The following is a 22,985-nucleotide window of genomic DNA, read 5'->3' on the forward strand; positions in this document are numbered from 1 at the left end:
GTCGAGGACGTGCCCAGAACCCACAGCCACCCCTTCGTCCCCTACTCGCCGCAACGCCTTTCGGACGGCGAAGGGCTGCGGCGCGGCCGGGAGCTGCACGAGCACCTCGACGCCCGCCGTTCGGTGCGGTGGTTCTCCCCCGAGCCCGTGCCGCTGGCCGCGATCCAGACCGCCGTGCGCGTCGCCAACACGGCGCCGAGCGGGGCCCACCACCAGCCGTGGACCTTCGCCGCCACAAGGGATCCCGCGCTCAAGCGCCAGGTTCGGGCAGGCGCCGAGGAAGAGGAGCGCCGGTTCTACCGCGAGCGCTCCGCCCCGCAGTGGCACCACGCGCTCGCCCCGCTGGAAACCAATGAGGACAAGGAATTCCTGGAAGTCGCACCGTGGCTGGTGGTGGCCTTCGCGCAGAAGAGCACCCCGCGGCCGGACGGCGGGCTGCGCAAGAACTACTACGTCTCCGAGAGCGTCGGCATCGCCTGCGGCCTGTTCATCACGGCCCTGCACACGATGGGCCTGGCCACGCTCACCCACACGCCCAGCCCGATGGCGTTCCTGACCGGGCTGTTCGGCCGCCCGGCCACCGAGCGGCCGTTCATCCTGTTCCCGGTCGGCCACCCCGCCGACGACTGCGAAGTGCCGGACCTGCGGCGCAAACCGCTGTCCGAAGCGCTGGTCGTCGTCGGCGAGGCGTGAGACCGGGTTACGCGGTCAGGGCCGCGAACCGCCGCAGCGTCTCCTCCTGGCCCAGGGCCTGGGTGATGGAGTGCAGGTCGGGGCTGCGGGTGGAGCCGGTGATCGCGATCCGGATGATCTGCGAAGCCTCACGGATCGAGCCGGGGAACGCGTCCGGGTCCTTCTTGAACTCCTTGGCGTTGCGGGCGAAACCGTGCTTGGCCGCGACGTCGCGGATCTGCTGGAACCACTCCTGCCCGTCGTCGAGCTGCTGGTAGTTCGCGACGAAGTCGGCGGCGACCGCGCGCACCACCTCGGGCGCGACGCCGAGCGCGGTGATCCGCTCGTCGTCCGGCCCGGTCACGGCCGCGTGCAGCTGCGGGAAGAAGAACCCATACACGGCACGGAACTCGCCCCACCGCTTGAGGTCCTTGCGCGGGTTCTCCGCCCCTTCACGCTCGACGGCCAGCGCGCGCAGCGCCAGCTCCGGCTCGGCGTCCAGCACCGCGAGCAGCTCGGGGTCGAACTGCCCGGCCCACGCGCGCACGGCGTCGAGGATGTCCTGCCCGGACAGGGTGGCGATGTGGTCGGCGGCGATGTCGTCGAGCTTGACCAGGTCGACCAGCGGACCGGCGACGCCGCACTCCTCCAGCCGGATCGGCTCGGCCAGCGCCTGCTCCAGCGGCAGCTCGGCGAGACGACCGTTCGCGAGCCCGCGCAGGTAGTACAGGACCGCGTCGGCCGGGTAGCCGGACTCGATGTAGAAGTCGACCGACGCCTCCGGGTCCTTGCGCTTGGACAGCTTGCGCTTGCTGCCGCCCTCCTGCTTCATCAGCGGGGCGATGTGCGCGTAGGTGATCGGCTCGAAGCCCAGCGCGTCGAACAGCTGCTGGTGCACCGGCACCGAGGAGATCCACTCGTCGCCGCGGATGACCAGGTTGACGCGCATCAGGTGGTCGTCGACCGCGTGCGCGAAGTGGTAGGTCGGCAGCCGCGGGCTCTGCTCGGAGCTCTTGAGGATCACCACGTCGTTGCGGTTGGCCTCGGCCTCGATCGTGCCGCGGATGGCGTCGGTGAACCGCACCCGGGCGCCGGTGTCGTCGGGCGCGCGGAAGCGCACCACCCACGGCTCGCCGGCGTCGAGCTTGGCCTGCACGTCGGCCGGCTCGGCGTCGCGCCAGAGGGCCCACGAGCCGTAGTAGCCGGTGGGCAGCTTGGTCGCCTGCTGGCGGGAGGTGATCGACGCCAGCTCGTCCTTGGTGGCGAAGTCGATGTACGCGCGGCCCTCGCGCAGCAGGTGCCGGACGTAGCTGAGGTAGATCTCCTCGCGCGCCGACTGCTGGTACGGCCCGTAGTCGCCGCCGCGGGCGATGTCCTCGTCGGCGGCCAGGCGGAAGTAGGCGAAGCCGCGCTCGAACTGCTCCACGGCGCCCTCGACCTCGCGCGACTGGTCGGTGTCCTCGACCCGCACCAGGTACCGGCCGTCGGAGCGGCGCGCCACGTCCTGGTCGATGGTGGCGGTGTAGATGCCGCCGATGTGCACGAACCCGGTCGGCGACGGGCCGAACCGCGTCACCTTCGCGCCGTCGGCCAGCGGCCGCGCCGGGTAGCGCTGCTCCCAGTGCTCGGGCTCGGGCAGGTCCGCGGGGAACAGGGCATCGATGACGGCTCGGTCCAGCATGGGCGTCGGCACTCCGGGCGGCTCTCGGTCGGGCAGGGCGGGGGAACGCCCATCAGCCTATCTCCGCCGGTCGGCGGCCGTCCGGGCACCGTCAGCCGCCCGGCCGCCCACTCCGGCCGCCCACTCGCCCCACTCCGGCCGCCCGGCTCGCCTTCCGGCCGCCCTCGGCTCTGAAGGCCACCTTCAGGGTCCGACATGCCCTCAAGGTGGCCTTCAGAGCACGCCGGGGTCACTGCGGCAGTGCGGTTTCCAGCGCCCGGATCACCTGCGCCAGGTGCCGCCGGGTGGCCTGCTCGGCGGCCGCGGTGTCACCGGAACGCAGGGCGTCGAGGATCTCCCGATGCTCGCCGAGGCTGGCCTCCGGACGGCCGGGCACGGAGACGGTCACGTTCTGCCCGAGCTGCAACTGCGCGCCGAGCAGGTCGGCGATCGCCAGGAGACGACGGTTCGGCGAGGCCTGCCAGATCAGCGCGTGGAACTCGCGGTCCAGCTCGGCGTAACGGCCGATGTCGCCGTCTTCCAGCGCGATCCGCTGGCCGTCGAGCAGCTCGCCGAGCCGGGCCAGCAGCTCCGGCGGCCGGCTGCGGGCGAGGTCGCGGGCGGCGAGGGTGTCCACGGCGGAGCGCAGCTCGTAGAGGTCACGCAGGTCCGCGACGGTCAGCTCGGCGACGAAGTAGCCCGAATGCGGCCGGGAAACCAGGAAACCCTCGCGTTCCAGGATCGCCAGCGCGGCCTTCACCGGCGTCGGCGAGATGCCGAGCCGCTCGCTCAGCGGCCGCACGGTGACGCGTTCGCCGGGCCTCAGCTCGCGCGTCAGCACTGCTTCTCGAACCGCCGCGTACGCCGCGCGGACCAGGCTGCCCGCTTCGGGAGCGTCCATCCGTCTCGCGCCTCCTCCCGGCGATCAGATCCAATCCCGGTCTCAGGCCGGCGGGATGGCGCCGTCCTTGGCCAGCAGCGGCACGTCGACGTCGATCGTCTCGGGGTACTTGATCCCGGCCCCGGTGTTGAGCACCACGACCTCCTCGCCGCCGTCCAGCCAGCCGGACTCGCGAAGCTGGTCGACGGCCGCGAAACAGGCCGCGCCCTCGGGGCAGATGAACGCGCCCTCCAGCCCGGCGAGCCGTCGCTGCGCGGCCAGCAGATCCTCGTCGGTGACGGCGACGGCAGTGCCGCCGGTCGCGTAGATCGCGTCCAGGACCAGGAAATCGCCGAGCGCCTTGGGCACGGTGATGCCGAAGGCGACCGTCTTGGCGTCCGGGAACGGCTCGCTTTCCCTGGCGCCACGGGCAAAAGCCTCGACGATCGGCGCGCAGCCCGTGGCCTGCACGGCGACCAGGCGCGGCAGATCACCGGAGAGCCAGCCCAGTTCCTTGAGCTCCAGCAACGCTTTGTGGATCCCGATCAGGCCGACGCCGCCGCCGGTCGGGTACAGCAGCACGTCCGGCATCCGCCAGCCGAGCTGTTCGGCGATCTCGTAGCCCATCGTCTTCTTGCCCTCGAGCCGGTACGGCTCCTTGAGCGTGGAGACTTCCTGGTAGCCGCCGCGCTCGGCGACCGCGGCGTGGACGAGCTTGCCGGCGTCGCCGATCAGACCGTCCACTCGGTACAGCTCGGCGCCGCTGGCCAGGCACTCCTTCATGGTGATCGCGGGCGCGTCGTCGGGCATCGCGATCAGGCTCCGCATCCCGGCCCGCGCGGCGTAGAGCGCCCAGGCCGCGCCCGCGTTGCCGTTCGTCGGCATCGCGACGCCGCGCACGCCCAGCTCCAGCGCCCGCGAGACGCCGACCGCGGCGCCACGGGCCTTGAACGAGCCGGTCGGGACCAGCCCCTCGTCCTTCATCAGCAGCCGGGGCACGCCGGCCTGCTTGCCGTACGCGGGCGTCGGCAGCAGCGGCGTCATGCCCTCCCCGAGCGTCACCACGTGCTCGGGGCGGCGCACCGGCAGGACTTCGTGGTAGCGCCACAGATTCGGCTCGCGCGCCGCGATCTCGGCCGGCGTCACGGTCTCGCGCACCCGCTCCAGGTCGTACCGCGCCAGCAGTGGCGCGCCGGCCGCGGACGTCCCGGCCACCTCGTCGGCTTCGTAGCGCTCCCCGGTCCGCGAGCACTCCAGATGACTGAGGAACGAGAACGTCATGCCGCCTCCAGTTCGGGAAAGTCCCGCCCAGTTTGGATCCAAAACGCCGCCGGGGTCAACGCCGGACCACATCGTGGACGGCTTACCGGGAGCTGGACTGCGAAACGGGCGGCGCGGTTCCCGACGCCGAGGACGGCGGCGCGGCCAGCACCACCCCGGCCAGCAACGCGATCCCGCCTAGCCACAGAGCCAGCCGGACAAGCGACGAGACAGGGCAGATGATCCTCATGAACGGACTCCTCGTGGTAGTCCCGCGAACTGCGGTTTCCGTTGGCACGGAAGGGAATTTCCCCTACAACCAGGGTGCGCCGGCCGCCGTGGCCGGACAATGGGTTTCCTGTTTCCCCTTACGCCGGGCAACAGTCCTGCCGGGGCGAGTCACGATCCGGGCAGGCGGTCGCTTTCGGTCCGGACGGCGCCGAGGATGCGGTCGCTGATCTGGCCCAGCTGCCGGATCTGGGCCTGGGTGAGCCGGTCGAAGAAGACCCGGTTGACGGCGTCGACGTGACCGGGGGTCGCCTCGGCCACCTTGTCCGCGCCGGCGTCGCTGAGGATGGCCAGGGTGTAGCGCCCGTCGGCGGGGTCCGGGGTGCGCCGCACCCAGCCGTGGCGTTCCAGGCGGCTGATCGCCCGGGACAGTTTGGACAGTGAGGCATTGGCCACCTTCGCCAGCTCGCCCATCCGCAGGGTGCGCTCGGGTGCTTCGGACAGCGCCCACAGGACGCCGTACTCGAACAGCGACAACCCGGCGTCGCGGTGCAGCTGGTCGTCGAGGGCCACGGGCAGCCAGACCAGGACGCGGTTGAACGCGTCCCACGTCTGACGGTCTTCCGGCCGGGCCATCACACCCACCGCCTTTCCTGCTGAATGGCCCGACCTTACTTGACCGGGCAACTCGGCCGGCCACGCGATGCACTTGACTGGGCAACTCATCAGAGCTACCTTTGACTTGCCCAGTCAAGTGACGGCCTCGTCCCGGAAGGTCCCCGTGAAACTCACGAAACACACTCATGCCACCGTCGTCCTCACCAAGGACGGCACCACCCTCGTGCTCGACCCGGGGACGTACACGCCCGAATCCGCGGCACTCGTCGGCGCCACCACGGCCGTGCTCGTCACGCACGACCACCCCGACCACTTCGACGCCGCCGTGCTGCAGGCCGCGCTCGACGCTCAGCCGTCACTGCGCGTGTGGGCACCGCAGAACGTGGTGGAAATGCTCGACTCGCACGACGGCCGGGTCGTGGCAGTCGCCGCGGGCGACCGTTTCGAGGCCGCGGGATTCACCGTGGCCGTCTTCGGGGAGCGCCACGCGGCCGTCCACGCCGACCTCCCGCCCATGGGCAACGTCGCGTACCTGATCGACGGCAACGTCTACCATCCCGGCGACTCCTACTTCGTGCCCGACGCGGCGGTCGAAACGCTGCTCGTGCCGGCGGCCGGACCGTGGACCAAGGTCGGCGAGGGCGTCGACTTCGTGCGGGCCGCCCGGCCGTCGCGCTCCATCCGGATCCACGACCTCACACTGAGCGAGATCGACGCCGCCTCGTTCGCCCAGTTCACCGGCGAGCTGACCGGCGTGCCGCTGACGGTGCTCGGGATCGGAGAGAGCGTCATGGTCTGAACTCCACGCTCAGACGCGCGACTCCAGCCGGATCCGGGCCTCCCCCAGCACCGCCGGGTCGAGCTTCACGCGGTAGGCCGCCGCCTCGGCCCACCAGCGGTCGGCGGCCTCGCGGTCGCCCCGGCGCGCGGCGACGTTGCCCCGGCCGAGCAGTGCCCGTGCCCGCTCGTAATCGCTGCCGGCCTGGTCGGCGATCTCGGCCGCGGCGGTGTATCCGCGCTCGGCGGCATCCGTCTGCCCGGCGCGGAAACACATCCACGCCAGGCAGTTGGCCGACATCGCCTGGTCCACCGGGAGCTGGGCGAGGTCGTTCGCCTCCCCGGCCGAGGCAACGGCTTCGTCGTGCCGGCCCAGCTCCGAGGACGCGTACGCGATGCCCCGCAAGGCGATCACGACGTTGCGGGTGCGGCCGGTGCGGCGGTAGACCTCGAGCACCTGTCTCAGGTCGGCCAGCGCGGGCTCCGGCTCGCCCGCGTACAGCCGGGCCCAGGCGAGGCTGGACAACGCGTCGACCAGTCCGCGCTCGTCGTGCGCCTCGGCGAAGCGCTCCTGGGCCAGCCGGTGGCAGCGGATCGCCTCGGCGGCATCGCCGGACTCGACGTAGGCCATGCCCAGGTTGTTCAGGATCAGGCCCTGCGCGCCGGGCCCGTCGGCGGCCTCCAGCGCCCGCCGATGTGTGCGGATCCACGGCTCGAACAGCTTCTCGCGGAAGAAGAAACCACGGAGCATGAACGCCAGCTGCCAGCAGCGCCGCCCCAGCCCGTGGTCCGCGGCGAGCGCCACGACGTCGGCCAGCACCGGCCATTGGGCGCCGAGCCAGGCCAGCGCGCCGTCCGCGTCCGCGAAGGGCAGTCTCGACGGCCGCGCCGCGCCGGTCGCGGGCCGGAAGCGGTGGGGCTCGGTCAGCTCGTCCGCGGCGAAGACCGTTCCCACGACGTGTTCGAGCAGCCGCGACACCGCCGCCTGGCGGTCGGCTTCCGCGATCTCCGGGAGCACGCGCCGCAGGGCGAACGTCCGCATCAGGTCGTGCACTTCGACGTACCCGTCCTCATCGCGGACCACCAGGTGCGCGTCGTGGAGCCGGTCGAGCAGCCGGTCCGTCTCGCCGGCGCCGAGCCCGGCCAGCGCCTCGACGGACGTGCCCTCCGCGGCGGCGGCCGGGTGCAGCGCGAGCAGCCCGAACAGCCGCCGCTGATCCTCGGGCAGGGCCGCGCAGGAAACGGCGAAGGCCGTGGCGACGCTGCGTTCCCCGTCGTCCAGCGCGCCGAGCCGGGTGTCCTCGCCGGCCAGCCGGTCGCGCAGCCGGGCCGCGGTCCAGCCGCCCGCCACGAACCGCGCGGCGGCGATGCGGACGGCGAGCGGGAGCCGGCCGCAGTAGTCGGCGATCTCGCCCGCGACGGCGTCGTCACCGGCGTCCCGGTCGCCGGCGATGGAGCGCAGCAGGGCGACCGCGTCGCGCCGTGGCAGCACGTCGACGGGGAAGTGCCAGGCGTCGTCGAGCGCGGGGAGCCTTCCGCGGCTGGTCACGAGCACGCGCGAGGCGGTGTCGCCGGGGATCACGGCGCGCACCTGGTCCGCGGTCCGGACGTTGTCGAGCACCAGCAGGAGCCGGCGTTCGCGCAATTGGTCGCGCACCAGGTTCGCCAGGCCGTCCTCGTCCGAGGGCACCTGTGCTGGCGCGATGCCGAGCAGACTCACCAGCCGTCGCAGGCCTTCGACTGCGGAAAGCGCTTCGGCTCCGGGGGTGTGGCCGTGGAAATCGAAGAAAAGGCAGCCGTCGGGGAACGCAGGCAGTGCGGCGCGCGCGGCGGCGACGGCCAGCGCGGTCTTGCCCGAGCCCGCCATGCCGTGCACCACGCCGGCCCGCCCGTTCCCCGGGTCGCGCAGCCGCGCGGCCAGCTCCGCCAGCTCGGCCTCGCGGCCGACGAAGAGCCGGCCACCGTCCGGCAGCCCGACGATGCCGCCGGCGCTACGGCGCGCGACCGCGCGGTCGGCGAACACCGCGAGCAGCTCGCCGTGGGCGTCAAGCGCGCGATCGCAGGCCTTGGCCAATTCCCGATTGACGCGCGCCTTGCCCGTCTCCACCTTGCTCAGATAGCCCTTGGTGAAATGAACAGCGGCCGCGAAAGCGGTGAGTGAAATTCCAGCCGACATACGACGGCGCCTCAATTCTGTGCCAAAGTCAGCCATACCGTGATCCTCCCGCATCCGGTGCCGGAAGTGAAGGCCGGCCGGCGGCCCGGGACCGCCGGCCAGGCACTGGTCAGCCGAGCAGCGAAAGCAGCTGGGCGATGAGGACGATGAAGTGGGTGTGCATCCGGCTTTCCTTTCTCGAGCGGACTCACGAAATCCCTGCGAAAACAGGAAGTGAGCCGACTTGGTTCGCCGAAGGATTTCGACCACCCAAGCCTCACTCGGGAATTGCGCGAAAGACAGACGTTTCCCGTTTCCTCATTTCAGGAAACCGTGCTTACCGCCGATGACCTGCGTTGTTTCCTGATTCTGGAAACAGCGGGGAAACGGCCTCCGCGGTCTCGTCGCGGGGATGCCGCGTGGGTACACTCAGCGAGCATCGACCAGACGGAGGTGACGGCTTGGACCAGGTGGCCGCCGGCACGAAGATCGAAGAGCTTTCAGCCGAGCTGAAGGCCCTTCGCAAAGGGCTGGGCATTCAGGCGCCGAACCTGCCCCAACACGTCGGCGTCCTGCTTCGCCAGGTCTGCGGCATCGAGGCGGACGACAGCCCCGGCACGGTCCGCGGCAAGGTTGACGAAACGGTGCGGAGCCTGATCACGCGGCTGCCGGAGTCCCAGCGGAAAGCGGCCCGGCTGATCTTCGGCTTCGACACCCCGGCCGACCAGCGGTACACCGACCGGCTGATGCAGCTCGGCACCGGCGCGGACCGCAACGTGCGCACCATGCAGCGGCGCGCCGACGACGTCGTCCGCTTGATCGCCGAAACCGCGTACGCGGCCCCGGGCCGGCTGACCCACGCGGGCCGCAAGGACCCGTGGCACACCTCGGCACTGGCCGTGCGCCTGACCTTCGCCGAAACCGGCGCGGAAGTGTTCGAAACGCGGCGGATCATCAGCCACGTCGACGGCCTGGAGGAGATCGAGCACTCGGTCTCGCTGGCCCGTCCGCTGCAGCCGGGTCAGCCGCTGCCCACCCTCGAAGGCCTCGGCATCGACGTCGTCGCCGGCGGCGAAGTGCATTCCGAACGCATGGTCTCCTCGACCCGCGTCGCGTTCCGCCTGCGCCCCCCGCGCCCCCTCGACACGGGTGAACAGCACGAGTTCTTCTTCCGCATCCGGGTCGACGAGTTCCCCTCGCCGTTCTACTGCTGCACCCCCGAATACCCGTGCGAAAGCTTCGACCTCAACGTCCGCTTCGACCGCCGCCACCCCCCGAGCCGGGTCTGGCGCATCGACGGCGAGTTCTCGAAGGACGCGGAAGACCCGCTGGCCCCACGCAAACCCCTGTGGCCCGACAACGCGGGCGAGGTCCACACGAGCTTCCACGATCTGGAACCGGCCCGGTCGTACGGCCTTGGCTGGCAACCCGGAGGCTGACACCGCCTCTTCGCTTGACGACCCTTTCTCGCCGACTTGGCGATCCCGCGTCGCCCCTCAGACGACCTCGCCTCGCCGCCCGCCGCTCGCCGACGCCGCGTGGCCGCCTGATGCCTCCGGCCACGCCGCCCACCGACCCCGCCTGGCTGCCTGACGTGCTCGCTTCGCCGCCCGCCGGACCGCCCGGGGCTCGGGCCAACTGCCCGTGCCCCGAAGGCGCGCGACGGTCCGGCGCCGTCCCCGCTCGCCGTGCCCGGATCATGCGCCTCCTCACCGGCCGACGGCCCCGGCTTCCACCCTGCCGCATCGACCGGCCGCACGGTTTGACAAAACCACGACACTTTCGACCACGGGCCACTTGCGCCCGTCGGCCCAGCCGGGAGCCCAGCACCGCCGCGCGAGAAACCAGAAGCCCGGCGCGGCGTCTCGGCCGGACAACACGGCGAGGCAGGCACACAGCTCAGAGGTGCGGCCGGAGAAGGCCCGGCGACAGCTCAGGAGTCCAGCAGCCGGTTAAGCCCGAAGTCCGGCAACAGGTCAGGAGTCCAGCAGCCGGTAAAGGCCCAAAAGTCCGGCGACAGCTCAAGAGTCCCAGCCTCAGCCGGCGAGCTGTACCTCGGCCCAGGTGGTCGAGCCGCGAGTGCCCCAGTTGGTGGCGACCTCGTCCACGAGCAGGCGGCCGAAGGCGGCGTCGGCGGACAGCTCGGCTTCGGATCGGGTGGGCGGGGCGACCCGGGAGACCTGGACGCGGAACCGTGACGAATCCCGTGAGAGGACCAGGGTCTCGAACTTGGCGCCGTCGCGGTCGGCGTCGGCGACCAGTTCGTCGACGAGTGAGACGACGTCGAGCACCACCTCGGGCGAGACGCCGGCCAGCATGGTGTTGATGGTCGCCGGGAGTGCCGCGGAAGCCTCCGGCCCGGCCAGTATCGCCGACGACGCCGGTTCGCCCGCGAAGGCAGGGTTCTGGGCCATCTTCGGCTCGCTTCCGGGATTCTGGGGAACGGCGCAGCACTAATACCCACGGCGACCCGGCGGCAAACACGCGTCCTGCCGGATTCTCGGCGAACCGAGTGGACCGCCGCGACGCAAGCCCTCCTCAGCTCCCGGCAAAGCGGGTGAACCTCCGTACGCAAACCGGCCCATCCCCGGGCAAACCGGGGTGAACCACCGCGCACAAACCCGCCCCGACTCCCGCCAAACCAAGCGAGTCACCACACACAAACCCGTCCAGCACCCGCCAAACCGAGCGCACCTCCACCCGCAAAACCGCCTCAGCACCCACCAAGCCGACCGCACCTCCACACACAAACCCGGCCGAGCCCCGGCGAACGGGGCGGACCACCGCGCCCCCCGGTTCCCGAGCCCACCGAGCAGACCGCCGCGAACAACCCCACCACTCGTCCGTTTCCCAGCCGATTGGGCGAATCGGGTGACTCCCCCACCCTCGGGCAACCCGTCCCCACAGACGGCGCGTGTTCCGCGCACATCGAGCGAACACTGGGGGATCCACCATGACTCGTAGACGAACACAGAAGCGTCTGGGCGCACTCGCCGCCGCGCTGCTCGCGTTGGCCGCCGTACCGGCCGCACCGGCGTTGGCCGGGACCGGACCGGCCGCGTGCAGCTGGACGTTCGAGAAGATCGCGCCGCCGGATGGGTACGCGCCGCAGGACGTCCGGGTCACCGGCACCGACAGTCACGGCGATTACTCCGGCACCGTGCCCAACTTCGCCACCGACAGCGCCCGGATGGTCATCTGGACCGGCGGCGTACCACGGATCGTGCCGGAGATCGACGACTTCACCTTTCCGCAGATCGTCGGGGAGAACTCCGCGGGGACCGTGCTGCTGTCCGGCACCCAGCGCAGCACCTCGCGCAGCGGCGTGTTCCTCTACAGCGCCGCCGGCGCGCTCACCTATCTGACCGCGCCGGCCGGGTACCGGACCGACTACGCGGTCGCCCTCAATGAGCGCGGTGACGTGCTCGCCTCCGGCAGCTCGATCAAAGACGGCCACGCGGTCACCCTGCTGTGGTCCACGCTCGCGGCCGCCCCGCAGGTCATCGACACTGCCGTGGGACAGGGCACCGACCTCGACGACGACGGCACCGTGCTGCTCTCCGACGGCAAGAACGGGCCCGGCCACCTCTGGCAGGGCGGCCGGATCGTGCCGCTCGGCGGGCCCGGTTATCCCTTGCTGCTGGCCGGAATCCGCGGCGGCCACGTGATCGGCACGGAGATCGGCGCCTGGCCCGAATCGCAGTCCGTGGTCTGGCACGCACCCGGCGACGCCCGCCCGATCGACGACGGCGGCACCGCCCAGGCCATCAACGCCCACGGCCTGATCGCCGGCAGCCGCGACACCCTCACCGGCCCGCCCGCCGTCTGGAGCGACACCACGCACCTGGCCGACCTGCCGCTGCCCGCGGGCTTCACCGACGACAGCGACATGTACGTGATCGGCGACGACAACACGATCTTCGGCAGCGTCAACGGTTACGGCCCGATCCGCTGGACCTGCACACCGACCCACGCCTGACCCGAGCACCCAAGCCCGGTGAGCACCGCCCGCGCCTCCGGCCGGCAGGCGGTGCTCACCGGGTCAACGCTTAGACCCCGCGACACGAGCGGGTGCAGACTGACGCCACCGTGCGCATCCGGCAACGCCACCAGCACCGCGACACTCGATCCACGCGACCCGGTCACAACAGCCCGATCACGCGCCGAGCCCGGTGAGCACCGCCCGCACGTCCGGCCGACGGGCGGTGCCCATCCGCGTCAGCGCATACACCCGACGCGTAACCGGCGACACCAGCGGATGCAGACTGACCTCGCCATACACATCCGGCAACGCCATCCGCGGGACCAGCGCCACCCCAGCACCAGCCGCCACCAGCGCCATGAGCACAGCGAAATCCGTAGCCTCAGCCACCACCTCGGGCACGAAGCCCGCCGCTCCGCAGGCGCGTTCGATCATGGCGTGGCAGGAAAACTCCTTCGACGGCACCAGCCACGGCTGCCCGGCGAACCGCGCGAGCCGCACCTTCTGGCCCGGCGCGAGACCCCGCGCCAGCGACGGCGGGAGCGCGAGCAGCACCGGATCGTCGGCGATCGGGTGTTCCTCGCAGCGGGCGGGGGCCTCGCGCGGCAGCAGCGTGTAGCTGTGCACCAACGCGACATCCGCCTCCCGGCGCAGCAGCGTGCCGATCGCGGCCTCCGGCTCCTGCTCCAGCAGCCGTAGCGTCACCCCGGGCACTTTCGTCCACAGTGGAGCGACGAGAGCCCTTGCCGCGGAAGGGAAGGCGACTATCCGGACGGTGCCGGCGCCGTCCGAGCGCAACGCCGCCAACGCCGATTCCGCGGCATCGAGATCGCTGAGGATCACGTCGGTGTGGGACACCAGCAGCTCCCCGGCAGCGGTCAACGCCAGCCGACGGCCGCGTTTCTCCAGCAGCGGCACGCCCGCTTCACGCTCCAAAGCGGCGAGCTGCTGCGACACCGCGGGCCCGGTGAGCCGCAGCGCCTCGGCGGTCGCAGCCACCGTGCCGTGCTGCGCCAGCTCGTGCAACAGCCGTAGACGGCGGACGTCAAGCATAAGCTCAGCTTCCTCTTCATCGATGAAAGCCTAACTGGATCTAATGTATTCTAACGCGCAGACTCAGCCTCGTGAACAAAGCGACATTCGCCCTCGGCGGGACTGTGGTGCTGTGGGCGTCGGCCTTCCCGGCGATCCGGGCCGGGCTCGACGGCTACGGCGCCCTCGGCCTTTCGTTCCTGCGGCTGGCGGTGGCGTCGGCCGCGCTGCTGGCCGCGGCGCCGTTCCTCGGCGTGCGGCGGCCGCGCGCGAAGGACCTTCCGCTGATCGCGGTGTGCGGGCTGACCGGCATGACGGCGTACCAGCTGCTGCTCAACTGGGGCGAGGTCCGCGTGCCGGCCGGGACGGCAAGCCTGCTGGTCGCCACCGCGCCGGTGTTCAGCGCGGTACTGGCGGCCGTCTTCCTCGGCGAACGGCTGGGCCTGCGCAAGATCGCCGGCAGCGCCGTCGCGCTCGGCGGCTCCGCGCTGATCGCCCTCTCCGGGGGCGACGTCGGCTACTCGACCGCCGCGTGGGCGCTCCTGGCCGCCGCGCTGGTGCAGGCGACGTACCACTTTTGCAGCAAACCGCTGCTGCGGAAGTATTCCGGCCTCGAAGTCGCCTGTTACGCGATGTGGACCGGCACGCTCTTCTCCCTCCCTCTGGCCCCGGCCGCCCTCCACGACCTCGCGTCGGCACCGCCCGCGGCGGACGCGGCGGTCCTGTTCCTCGGCCTGCTGCCGTCCGCGCTGGGGTTTGTGCTGTGGGGTTACGGCGTCGCCCGCAACACCGTCACCACGGCGACGGCCGCGCTCTACCTCGTGCCCGTCGTGGCGCTCGCGGTCGCGTACGTCTGGCTCGGCGAGGTCCCCAGCGCGGCCGAGCTGGCCGGCGGCGCGGTGAGCATCGGCGGCGTCGCGCTGATCGGCCTGCGCCGGTCGCGCCCTAAGTCCGTTAAGGCCCCCTTCACCGCGTCGGACGCGGGCAAGGAGTCCTTGACGGCGCCGCAGCCGGGGCCGGGCCGCGGCGCACCGTAGCGGTTCCGGCGCCGTCCACGCGTCTCGAAATGAGACTCCCGGAGGCGCGCGGGCGCGGTATACCGAGCTTTGTGCCTCCGCGACGACCCGGCACACTCCGGATGCCCGACCAGGGAGCCCGCATGACCACCCTCGATGCCAGTACCGAAAGCGTCCCCCGTGTCCCGGCCCAGCCCACCGCCGAAGCCGCCCCGGCTGCGGCGCCGGCCGCCGACCCGATGATGATCGGACTACCCAGCTTCGTGGTGGGTTCGGTCGCGCTCGGCCTCGTCCTGATCGGGTACGTGCCCGCCGCCGCGGTCGGCGCGTCGCTCGCCGTCATCATCGCCGCGACGGGCATCGGCCTGCTGATCGCGGCCGGCTGGGCCGCCGCCGTCGGCCAGAGCGCCGTGGCCGGCGTGTTCGGCATCTTCTCCGGATTCTGGCTGAGCTACGCGCTGCTCGTGCTCGGCCTGACGCACAGCTGGTTCGGCGTCCCCACGGCCGCGGCCGTGGACACCCAGGGCCTGTTCCTCATCTCCTGGCTGGTCGTGGTCGGCATGCTGACGCTGGCCACGCTGCGGCTGCCGGTGACGTACACGATCCTGTTCGCGCTGATCGAGGTCGCGCTCGCACTGGTGCTGGCCGGCACCGTGAACGGCTCGGCGGGCACGCTGCAGGTCGGCGGCATCGTGGTGCTGGTGTTCGCCGCCGTCGGCGTCTACCTGTTCTTCAGCACGGCCTCGACGGCGACCGGCGGGTCCGCCCTGCCGCTCGGCCCGCCGCTGGTGCGCTGACCCGATCCCAGCCGTGCCCCGGGGACCGCGACCCCGGGGCACTGTCGCGCACTTAGGATCCCGGGCATGACCGACGCCCGTGGCTTCCTGTCCCTGTCCCCCACCTCGCTGGCCGACGTGCTCGACCGCGGCCAGGTGATGGACCTCGGCATCCGCCCGCTGTGGTCGCCGATGCCGCGGGTCGCGGGCCCGGCGTACACGGTGCGCTGCCCGGCGGGCGACAACCTGATGCTGCACGCGGCGATCCACCGCGCGGAGCCGGGCTCGGTCATCGTCGTCGAGGCGGGCGATGTGGACTACGCGCTCGCCGGCGGCAACGTCTGCGCTGTCGCCCACCGCCGTGGCATCGCCGCGTTTGTGCTCGACGGCGTGATCCGCGACCTCGCCGAAATCCGCGAACTCGGCTTCCCGGTCTTCGCCCGCGGCGTGATTCCCATCCCCGGCGTCAAAGGCACTCTCACGCCGCTGAACGAGCCGGTCCGCTGCGGCGGCGTCACGGTGCACACCGGCGACATCGTGGTCGCCGACGAAGAGGGCATCGTGGTCACCCCCGCCGCCCGCGCCGACCAGGTGCTCGCCGACGCCTCCGCCAAGCAGGCCAAGGAAGAAGCCGAAACGCTCGACGAGTGGGCCGCCGCCCACCGCGACAAGGTCGAGAAGGTCCTGCGCGAGCAAGGCTTCACCGGCTGACCCTCTCCCCGGCGATGTGGTCCGGCGGCACTGCTGCCGGCGTCCCCGTGGCGTTGGCGCCCAGGCGGCAGTGCTTGTAGCCCTCGGCCTCCCCCGCGGCGTTGGCGCACAGGCGTTGTTGGGCCATTCGGGCTAAGCTCCCGGCAAATCCGCCGACCCGCTGAGCAGGGAGCCCCGTGACCAGTCGCCCCGCTGTCCTGACGTTGTCGCGCTGGTGGCACGGGCTGATCGCCGCGGTGATCGCCGTGTCGCTGGTGATCCAGATCGTGCTGGTGTTCCAGGGCGGTGAGGACGCGAACTCCGGCGACACGGGCTCGGCGGTGAGCGTCGGCGTCCGGCTGTGGCGGCTGTTCAGCTACTTCACCATCCAGAGCAACCTGATCCTGCTGGCCGCCGCGCTGGTGCTGGCCGCGCGGCCGGCGTTCGACGGCCGCGTCTGGCGGGTGGTGCGGCTCGACGCGTTACTCGGCATCCTCATCACCGGCCTGGTGTACGCGATCGTGCTGGCGCCGGACATCCACCTCACCGGCTGGGCGCTGACCGCGACCATCGGCTTCCACTACCTCTCGCCGTGGGCCGCGGTCGCCGCGTGGCTGCTGCTCGGGCCGAGGCCCGGGACCGGCAGCTGGGGCACGGTCGCGGCGGCGTTCCTCTGGCCGGTGGCGTGGCTGGTCTACATCTTCGTGCAGGGCGCGTTCACGCACTGGTACCCGTACCCGTTCATGGACGTCACCAAGATCGGCTTCGGCACGGCCGTGCGCAACGCGCTGCTGGTGGTCGTGGTCGCGCTGGTCTTCGCCGCGCTGGTGAAGCTGCTCGACCGGCGGCTGCCCGCCCTGCAGCGCCGCGAAGCCGCCGACCCGCCCGCCGAAACCCGGCTAGGGTCGGGTGCGGGGCAACCGGCCCGCGAAGGACGGAGCAGCTGATGAGCAGGAACAAGCCCGGCGACCAGGAACCCCTCGACGCCGAGATCGTCGCGGACACCCCAGCGGGCCTGCCCCAGCCGGTGGCGCTGCCGGAGCCGGACTACAGCGAGGGCGGCGTCCCGTCGTTCGACTCCGTGCGCGACCGGATCGAGAAGCGCTACGAGACTTCCGTGGGCGCGCAGGAGATCGCCGGTCTCGGCGGCAAGGAAGACCTGGCGTCGCTGGACAAGAAGATCGCCGACCGCGACAAGGCCGCGAAGGACAAGCTGGCCGAGATCCGCCGCGCGATGGGCCGCGAGTAGTCCCTTCACTGCACAGGGGGACCCCGCTGTGTCTCCCCGGCTGCGCCAGGTAGCGGATGACGCTTTCCCTGCACTCAGCGTAGCGAAAGCGTTATCCGCCACGGCCGCCGCACTGCCCAGCGGAAGCCACTGCGGCGCGGTGAAAGCCCCTTTCCCTGCACTCAGCGCGGGGGAAGCGTCATCCGCTGCACCGAGACCCGCGTTACCACCGGAAGTACTCGGCCAGGGTCGGCCCGACGATCCGCGCCGCCGCCGGTGATCGTGGTTGGATCGCGACATGGTTTCCACTGTGCGCGTCCCCGGCCTCGTCCTGACCGAGCACGAGTTCCGGGTGCCCCTCGACCACAGCCGGCCCGACGGCGAGCGGATCACCGTGTTCGCCCGCGAGGTGGCCGCCCCGGACGGCCTGGACCGCCCGTTCCTGGTGTTCCTGCAGGGCGGCCCGGGGCAGGAGGCGCCGCGGCCCGCAGGCGCGCCGCCGGCCTGGCTGGCCCGCGCCCTGCGTGACTACCGGGTGCTGCTGCTCGACCAGCGCGGCACCGGCCGGTCGACGCCCGTGGGCACGCTGCCGGGCAAGACGCCGGCCGAGCAGGCGGCGTACCTGACCCATTTCCGGGCCGATTCGATCGTGCGGGACGCGGAGCTGATCCGGGCCGAGCTGGGCGTCGAGCAGTGGAGCGTGCTGGGCCAGTCGTTCGGTGGTTTCTGTGTGCTGACCTACCTTTCGCAGTCGCCCGGCGGGCTGCGGGAGGCGTTTTTCACCGGCGGCGTGCCGCCGCTGCGGCCGGATCCGGACGACATCTACCGGGCCACCTTCGCCACGATCCTCGAGCGAAACCGCCGCTACTACGAGCGTTACCCGGCCGACCGCGAGCGCGTGCGGGCGCTGCACAAGCGGCTCGACGCGGGCGAGATCGAGCTGCTCGGCGGCACCCCGTTCACCTCACGCCTGTTCCGCCTGCTGGGCAGCGGGCTCGGCATGAGCGACGGCGCCGAGGCGCTGCACTACCTGCTGGAGCGTGACCCGGACTCCCCCGCGTTCGCGCACGACGCGGCGGCCGCGTTGCCGTTCTCCGCGCGAAACCCGCTGTACGTCCTGGTCCACGAGGCCGGTTACGCCGACGGCGGCGCCACCCGCTGGTCCGCCGCCCGCGTCCGCCCGCCCGTGTTCGACGAGGACGTGACGCTGTTCAGCGGCGAGCACGTGTACCCGTGGCTGCTCACGGACCTGCCCGGCCTGGCGCCGCTGCGCGAAGCGGCCGAGATCCTCGCCGAACACGAGTGGCCGCGCCTGTACGACGAAGAAGCCCTGCGAAACTGCGAAGTCCCTTGCGCCGCAGCCATTTACGCCGAGGACGCGTACGTGGACCGCGCCTTCTCCGAGCAGACCGCCCGCCTCATCCCGACCCTGCGCCCCTGGCTGACCAACGAATACGAGCACAACGCCCTCCGCGCCGCGGGCGACGTGGTCCTCGGCCGGCTGATCGACCTGGTGCGGGGCCGCGCCTGAGTTCCGTCGTCACCCGGAGGACCGATCAACGGAGCTGTGACGCGCCACAGACCGCTGCTGGGCCGGGATACCGCTTCGGCTGAACGGGTCTTCGGTCACCTTGAGCCAGCTGCGCAGCCCAGCCGGGCTCCGCCTCGTCAGCTCCTGGTGCAGCGACAGCGCATGGCTGCAGTGCTCGTGCCAGGTACTGGCGAGCGCTTCACTGGTGCGCGCCCGGCGCAGGTCTTGCCAAAGCAGGAGCTGGGCGTGGACGGAATGCCGGGCCGCCTCGGCCGGGGGCGCGGCGGCCCCGGCCAGCGCGGCCGGGGTGCGGCCGCGGCAGGACGGGCACTCACACACCCACAGGTGCTCGTGGTCGGGGGCGTCGCGGAAGAGCCGTTCCAGTGTCTCGAGCCGGTGGTAGGTCAGCAGCGGACCGACGAACGCGGAGACGCCGGAGTGCCGCGGCGAGCCGGTTCTCCGCAGCGGGTAGATGTGGCGAAGACCGCTGTCGGTCCCGGTCGCCGCGGCGTGGGCGCCGTGGCAAAGCGCCCCGAGCGCAGCGGCGTCCGCTCGGAGCAGCAGCACCGGCACGCCCGCCGAATCCAGCAGCTCCAGGAATCCGCGCACCACGTAGTGGGCGGCGAACGGGTCGGCCGGGTGCTCGATCCCGACCGCGACCGGCACGCCGTGCAGGGAGATCTGCGTGATCAGTCCTTCGAGGATTCCGGGGTAGCTGAACCACTCGGCGGCCAGCGGCAGCATCGCGACCACCGGTGGCTTCTGCGCCTTGGCGGCCCGCAGGATCGTGCGCAGGCCCGGAAAGTCCCGGTAGGCGAGATAACCGGAGTCGGTGAGCGGGAGCAAACCCAGATCCCGCTGCCGCCGGCACCAAGCGGGACGGATTCCGCGGCGACCGGCGACCCGCCGCCGTCCGGTGTAGCGCGCAGCGTCGCACAGGATGGGCCCGCCGAAACCGTTGTCCCGCAGCCGGCGCACGACGGGTTCAGGATCGGGACCGGTGAGTACCAGCCCGGTGTCGTGTTCCTGGGCCACCGCCGCGGCGGTGACAGCCTGACCGGGCCGGCACTGGATCAGCAGCCGGCCCGAAATGCGCTCCAGGAGGGAATCCCGCATTGATCAACAGTGCGCCCGGCGCACGCGGCGTGTCACCGGTCGTCACGCGGATGCAGAGCAACACCCGGCGGATGGCGCAAGGAACCGTCGCCCAGCGCACACGCTGAGGCGCCTGTGAGTTGCTTGCCGCGCCTACGGATCCGACGAAATCACCGCCGGTGCATCAGGTTTGGAATGTGCCCGCGCGATTGCCTACTTCTTTGCCGTCCCCCCGAGCGCTTTCAGCAACGCGGCGCCATCCGGTGAGCCGAGGCCGGTACAAGCATCCCAGCCACCGGAGGCCGAGTACGCGCCGTTGGTTCCGGAGGTGATGTCGCGGAAACCGGGCTGGACCGTGCCCGGCTTCACGCCGCCGTAGAGCTGCGTGTGGACGAGCCCGAACCGGCGGCCGGCGGATTGGGCGAGCCGGCAGAGCAGCGCGGCCCACAACGGCGCGACCGCGCTGGTCCCGCCGATCACCGATTCCTGGCCGTCGACCAGGATCCGGTAGCCGGTGGCCGGGTCCGCGTTGCCCGCGACGTCGGGGACGCCGCGTCCGGTGCCGCCGCCCGCGCGCGCCGGCACGCCTGCCGTGGTCTGGAACGCGGGGGGCGGGAACGCGTCGCTGACGCCGCCGCCGGTCGAGCCGCCGCCGGTGGTGTTCCAGACCGTTTCGGCCGTGATCGTGGCAGGCGGGGTGGCCTCGAGGCGGGTGCCGCCGCAGGCCAGGGCGTGCGGGCTGGACGCCGGGAAGTCGACGTGCTGCGCGTTGTCGGACTGGCCGTCGGTGCTGCCGTTGTCACCGCTGGCGACGCACACGGTCACCCCGAGCGCGGCGGCGTCGGCGAAGGCCTGGTCCATCGCGGTCCGCGCCTGGCCGGTCCACGCGTCCTCGGACTGGCCCCAGCTGATGCTGACCGCGGTCGGCGTCGGGGTGGCGTGCACGGCGGTGCTCACGGCGTCGAGGAAACCCTGGTCGGTGTTCGGCGCGAAGTAGACGAGCTGGGCGGCCCGCGGGGCGAGCGCGCCGACCACCTCGATGTCCAGCAGCACCTCGCCGTCGGCCGACGAGGGGTCGCCGGTGGGAGCGTTCTTGGCGCCGTCGACCTCGACGGCGGTGACCTGCGGCGGGGTGATCTTGAGGCCGCCGAAGTAAGTGGTGAGGTCCCCGGGCTTGAAGCCGCCGCCCAGTTCGATGATGGCGACGGTCTGGCCCGTGCCGTCCGTGCCGTCTGGGAACGCGTAGAGCTGGCCCAGCTGATCCGGGGTGAAGCCCTGCGACGCGGCGGGCTGCGCGTGCAGGCGGAACTGGGCGCGGCTCTGCGGACGGTCGTCCAGGCCCAGCACCCCGACCACGACGTCCGCCAGCTCGGCGGGCAGGTGCAGGTCGCCGGACCGGGCGCGGTGCTCGAAAGCGCCGCCACCGGGGGTGGTGGACCGCACCACGTTCAGCTCGGTCCCGAAGAACGTCGCCATGGCCTGCGCCGTTCCGCTGACGGAAACCCGCCGTGATCCGGCGTGCGTGTCGGTGATCGTGAGGCCCGCTCCGGTGAGCACCTCCTGCACGCGCTGGAGATCTTCCTCAGCCGCACCGTAACGCTCGGCCAGCTCGGCCGGCGTGATGGTGGCGGGGCCGGTGACCAGCTCCGGGTCGAGTTCTGCTCGGCGACGGAGCAGAACTGTCGCGGTCACGGTGCCGGATGGCTCGACCGGGCGGAGCACTTCGGCGCCGGCCAGCTCGGACCGGGCACTGCCTGGGAGGACGACGGGTGACGGCGCGTTCATCCATCCATCGTCACCCCGCCCGGTGACCGCCACCAACCGCGAGACGGGTGACCCGGGGGCACACTGAGCCGATGGAGTACGTCAGCCGGGTGCCCGCTCCGCCGCTCGAGGAGTTCATCGACGACCTCTACTGCCTGACCGGGACGCCGGGGCGGCGGCTGATGAGCGTCCCGCCGATGCCGTCGGCGCACCTGTACCTCAACCTGGGCGGACCGGCGCGCCTGTGGGATTCCGACCCCGCGGTGCCGCCCGCCGTGCTGGCCGACGGCTGGTTCATGGGGGTGTGGACCCGGCGGTTCCTGTTCGAATACCCCGAGCGGGTGCGGCTGGTCGGGGTGCATTTCAAGCCCTGGGGGATCTCGCCGTTCGCCGAGCTGCCGGCCACCGAGCTGCGGGATCGCTGGGTGCCGGTCGACGCCGTCTGGAAACGGTCCTTGGACCGGATCCGCAACCAGGTCGGCGACACCACGTCGGCGGCCGGGACATTGCGAGTAGTGGAGGACGAGCTGCGAGCACGGCTGGCCCCTTCGCGCGGTCTCGACCTGGTCCAGTACACCGGCGGGCGGCTGGCGGCGTCGCACGGCACGGTCCCGGTCGGTGCGCTGACCGGCCTCGCCGGGGTGAGCGGCAATCACCTGGCCGCGCAGTTCAAGGCGCACGTCGGGGTCACCCCGAAGCGGATGGCGCGGATTTACCGGTTCTCGCGGGCGATCCTGTCCGTGGACGCTCGGCGCCCGGTCGACTGGTCGGCGCTCGCCCATACGATGGGCTACTTCGACCTGGCCCACTTCAGCCGCGAGTTCAAGGACTTCACCGGCCACACGCCGACCGCGTACCTGGATCTGCGGCGCCGTTTCCCCACCGAGCGGGAGTTCCCGCCGGACCACGGCCCGATGCCCGCCGAGTGATTTTTTACAAGCGCGGCCGCCCCGGGACGAGAAGGATCAGGGGGCGAACGCTTGAGGGAACCCGAGGAGAGCCAGTGGGCACGGTAATCATGCACAACGTGGTGTCGGTGGACGGCTTCATCGCCGACGAGAAGGACGGCGTCGGGCCGCTGCACGAGTGGTACTTCAGCGGGGACACCCCGATCACCGGCAGCGACGACCCGGAGTTCGATCATTCCGGGAGCGGGAGCTCCTTCAGAGTCTCCCGGGCGTCGGCGGGTTATGTGCGGGAGATGTGGCAGGCGATCGGCGTGATCGTGATGGGCCGCCGGCTGTTCGACCTGGTGAACGGCTGGGAGGGCCGTCCGCCCACGGGTGAGCACGTGGTCGTGGTGTCGCACCGGCCCAAGCCCGAGGGCTGGCATCCCGAGGCGTCGTACCATTTCGCCGGCGATATCACGACCGCGATCGCCAAGGCCCAGGAACTCGCCGGGGACCGCGCCATCGCGGTGAACGCCGGCGACGTGGGCGGCCAGCTCCTCGCCGCGGGCCTGGTGGACGAGGTGGCGATGGACGTGGTCCCGGTGGTCTTCGGCTCCGGCAAACGCTACTTCGGCGGCATCGACGGGCAGGTCTTGCTGGAGGATCCCCACGTGGTCGTCCAGGGCGACCGGGTGCTGCACTTGAAGTTCAAGGTCCGCCGTTAGCCGGCG

At 71.7% G+C, this 22,985-nt stretch carries 23 protein-coding genes; 12 read left to right on the top strand and 11 right to left on the bottom strand.

The window, feature by feature from the left end; genetic code table 11:
• Nucleotides 1-9 precede the first annotated feature (9 nt).
• Complete coding sequence (locus OG371_RS43370) at nucleotides 10-693, top strand: nitroreductase family protein (protein WP_442876050.1); 684 nt, start codon at nucleotides 10-12, stop codon at nucleotides 691-693.
• A gap of 7 nt (nucleotides 694-700) precedes the next feature.
• Here OG371_RS43370 and OG371_RS43375 read toward each other — a convergent pair whose 3' ends face one another.
• The 5 genes from OG371_RS43375 to OG371_RS43395 all read right to left on the bottom strand — a co-directional run bounded on the left by OG371_RS43375 (nucleotide 701) and on the right by OG371_RS43395 (nucleotide 5,336).
• On the bottom strand, nucleotides 701-2,353 hold the full coding sequence (locus tag OG371_RS43375; RefSeq protein WP_329062942.1) for a glutamate--tRNA ligase: 1,653 nt from the start codon (nucleotides 2,351-2,353) through the stop codon (nucleotides 701-703).
• A 229-nt stretch (nucleotides 2,354-2,582) separates the two neighbouring features.
• Nucleotides 2,583-3,233 (bottom strand): GntR family transcriptional regulator, encoded by a 651-nt coding sequence (locus tag OG371_RS43380; RefSeq protein ID WP_329062943.1) that lies wholly within the window; start codon nucleotides 3,231-3,233, stop codon nucleotides 2,583-2,585.
• A 42-nt stretch (nucleotides 3,234-3,275) separates the two neighbouring features.
• The gene (locus OG371_RS43385; RefSeq protein WP_329062945.1) at nucleotides 3,276-4,493 is read right to left on the bottom strand and encodes a threonine synthase; all 1,218 of its coding nucleotides are present in this window, start codon (nucleotides 4,491-4,493) and stop codon (nucleotides 3,276-3,278) included.
• 82 nt (nucleotides 4,494-4,575) lie between these two features.
• Nucleotides 4,576-4,722: a hypothetical protein gene (locus OG371_RS43390; protein ID WP_329062947.1), complete on the bottom strand. Its 147-nt coding sequence runs from the start codon at nucleotides 4,720-4,722 to the stop codon at nucleotides 4,576-4,578.
• Between the two features lie 149 nt (nucleotides 4,723-4,871).
• On the bottom strand, nucleotides 4,872-5,336 hold the full coding sequence (locus OG371_RS43395; RefSeq protein ID WP_329062949.1) for a MarR family winged helix-turn-helix transcriptional regulator: 465 nt from the start codon (nucleotides 5,334-5,336) through the stop codon (nucleotides 4,872-4,874).
• Between the two features lie 145 nt (nucleotides 5,337-5,481).
• Between OG371_RS43395 and OG371_RS43400 the strand changes: the two genes are divergently transcribed.
• A complete protein-coding gene (locus OG371_RS43400) occupies nucleotides 5,482-6,117 on the top strand; it encodes an MBL fold metallo-hydrolase (protein WP_329062951.1) in 636 nt (211 codons plus the stop codon).
• A gap of 9 nt (nucleotides 6,118-6,126) precedes the next feature.
• Here OG371_RS43400 and OG371_RS43405 read toward each other — a convergent pair whose 3' ends face one another.
• Nucleotides 6,127-8,325, bottom strand: coding sequence for a tetratricopeptide repeat protein (locus OG371_RS43405; protein ID WP_329062953.1), 2,199 nt, complete (start codon nucleotides 8,323-8,325; stop codon nucleotides 6,127-6,129).
• A gap of 386 nt (nucleotides 8,326-8,711) precedes the next feature.
• Here OG371_RS43405 and OG371_RS43410 point away from each other — a divergent pair, with 386 nt between their 5' ends.
• Nucleotides 8,712-9,689: a hypothetical protein gene (locus tag OG371_RS43410; protein WP_329062955.1), complete on the top strand. Its 978-nt coding sequence runs from the start codon at nucleotides 8,712-8,714 to the stop codon at nucleotides 9,687-9,689.
• 597 nt (nucleotides 9,690-10,286) lie between these two features.
• Here OG371_RS43410 and OG371_RS43415 read toward each other — a convergent pair.
• The gene (locus tag OG371_RS43415) at nucleotides 10,287-10,664 is read right to left on the bottom strand and encodes a hypothetical protein (protein ID WP_329062957.1); all 378 of its coding nucleotides are present in this window, start codon (nucleotides 10,662-10,664) and stop codon (nucleotides 10,287-10,289) included.
• Between the two features lie 539 nt (nucleotides 10,665-11,203).
• Here OG371_RS43415 and OG371_RS43420 point away from each other — a divergent pair.
• Nucleotides 11,204-12,229, top strand: a complete 1,026-nt coding sequence (locus OG371_RS43420) for a hypothetical protein (protein WP_329062958.1) — start codon at nucleotides 11,204-11,206, stop codon at nucleotides 12,227-12,229.
• Nucleotides 12,230-12,406: 177 nt separating this feature from the next.
• On the opposite strand, the gene OG371_RS43425 is transcribed toward OG371_RS43420, so the two are convergent.
• Entirely contained in the window at nucleotides 12,407-13,285 is an 879-nt protein-coding gene (locus OG371_RS43425) for a LysR family transcriptional regulator (RefSeq protein WP_329062959.1), read from the bottom strand.
• Between the two features lie 71 nt (nucleotides 13,286-13,356).
• Here OG371_RS43425 and OG371_RS43430 point away from each other — a divergent pair, with 71 nt between their 5' ends.
• From OG371_RS43430 to OG371_RS43440, 3 genes are all read left to right on the top strand, one after another.
• Nucleotides 13,357-14,301, top strand: coding sequence for a DMT family transporter (locus OG371_RS43430; RefSeq protein ID WP_329062961.1), 945 nt, complete (start codon nucleotides 13,357-13,359; stop codon nucleotides 14,299-14,301).
• Nucleotides 14,302-14,423: 122 nt separating this feature from the next.
• Nucleotides 14,424-15,077 carry a GPR1/FUN34/YaaH family transporter gene (locus OG371_RS43435; RefSeq protein ID WP_329062962.1) on the top strand — a complete coding sequence of 218 codons (654 nt, stop codon included), beginning with the start codon at nucleotides 14,424-14,426 and terminating at the stop codon, nucleotides 15,075-15,077.
• 66 nt (nucleotides 15,078-15,143) lie between these two features.
• Complete coding sequence (locus OG371_RS43440; RefSeq protein ID WP_329062964.1) at nucleotides 15,144-15,767, top strand: RraA family protein; 624 nt, start codon at nucleotides 15,144-15,146, stop codon at nucleotides 15,765-15,767.
• On the opposite strand, the gene OG371_RS43445 is transcribed toward OG371_RS43440, so the two are convergent.
• Nucleotides 15,757-15,894: a hypothetical protein gene (locus OG371_RS43445; RefSeq protein WP_329062966.1), complete on the bottom strand. Its 138-nt coding sequence runs from the start codon at nucleotides 15,892-15,894 to the stop codon at nucleotides 15,757-15,759. The genes OG371_RS43440 and OG371_RS43445 overlap by 11 nt on opposite strands.
• 49 nt (nucleotides 15,895-15,943) lie before the next feature.
• On the opposite strand from OG371_RS43445, the gene OG371_RS43450 reads away from it, so the two are divergent.
• From OG371_RS43450 to OG371_RS43460, 3 genes are all read left to right on the top strand, one after another.
• On the top strand, nucleotides 15,944-16,693 hold the full coding sequence (locus OG371_RS43450) for a Pr6Pr family membrane protein (RefSeq protein WP_329062968.1): 750 nt from the start codon (nucleotides 15,944-15,946) through the stop codon (nucleotides 16,691-16,693).
• Nucleotides 16,693-16,995 carry a hypothetical protein gene (locus OG371_RS43455; protein WP_329062970.1) on the top strand — a complete coding sequence of 101 codons (303 nt, stop codon included), beginning with the start codon at nucleotides 16,693-16,695 and terminating at the stop codon, nucleotides 16,993-16,995. The genes OG371_RS43450 and OG371_RS43455 overlap by 1 nt, the downstream gene beginning before the upstream one ends.
• 277 nt (nucleotides 16,996-17,272) lie before the next feature.
• Nucleotides 17,273-18,505: an alpha/beta fold hydrolase gene (locus OG371_RS43460; RefSeq protein ID WP_329062972.1), complete on the top strand. Its 1,233-nt coding sequence runs from the start codon at nucleotides 17,273-17,275 to the stop codon at nucleotides 18,503-18,505.
• A gap of 9 nt (nucleotides 18,506-18,514) precedes the next feature.
• Here OG371_RS43460 and OG371_RS43465 read toward each other — a convergent pair whose 3' ends face one another.
• Both OG371_RS43465 and OG371_RS43470 read right to left on the bottom strand, forming a co-directional pair.
• Nucleotides 18,515-19,621 carry a hypothetical protein gene (locus tag OG371_RS43465; RefSeq protein ID WP_329062974.1) on the bottom strand — a complete coding sequence of 369 codons (1,107 nt, stop codon included), beginning with the start codon at nucleotides 19,619-19,621 and terminating at the stop codon, nucleotides 18,515-18,517.
• A gap of 192 nt (nucleotides 19,622-19,813) precedes the next feature.
• On the bottom strand, nucleotides 19,814-21,385 hold the full coding sequence (locus OG371_RS43470) for a S53 family peptidase (RefSeq protein ID WP_329062976.1): 1,572 nt from the start codon (nucleotides 21,383-21,385) through the stop codon (nucleotides 19,814-19,816).
• 71 nt (nucleotides 21,386-21,456) lie between these two features.
• Between OG371_RS43470 and OG371_RS43475 the strand changes: the two genes are divergently transcribed.
• The gene (locus tag OG371_RS43475; protein ID WP_329062978.1) at nucleotides 21,457-22,293 is read left to right on the top strand and encodes a helix-turn-helix domain-containing protein; all 837 of its coding nucleotides are present in this window, start codon (nucleotides 21,457-21,459) and stop codon (nucleotides 22,291-22,293) included.
• 74 nt (nucleotides 22,294-22,367) lie between these two features.
• A complete protein-coding gene (locus OG371_RS43480; RefSeq protein ID WP_329062979.1) occupies nucleotides 22,368-22,979 on the top strand; it encodes a dihydrofolate reductase family protein in 612 nt (203 codons plus the stop codon).
• Nucleotides 22,980-22,985: the final 6 nt, after the last annotated feature.

It is taken from the genome of Amycolatopsis sp. NBC_01480 (assembly GCF_036227205.1).
GTDB lineage: Bacteria > Actinomycetota > Actinomycetes > Mycobacteriales > Pseudonocardiaceae > Amycolatopsis.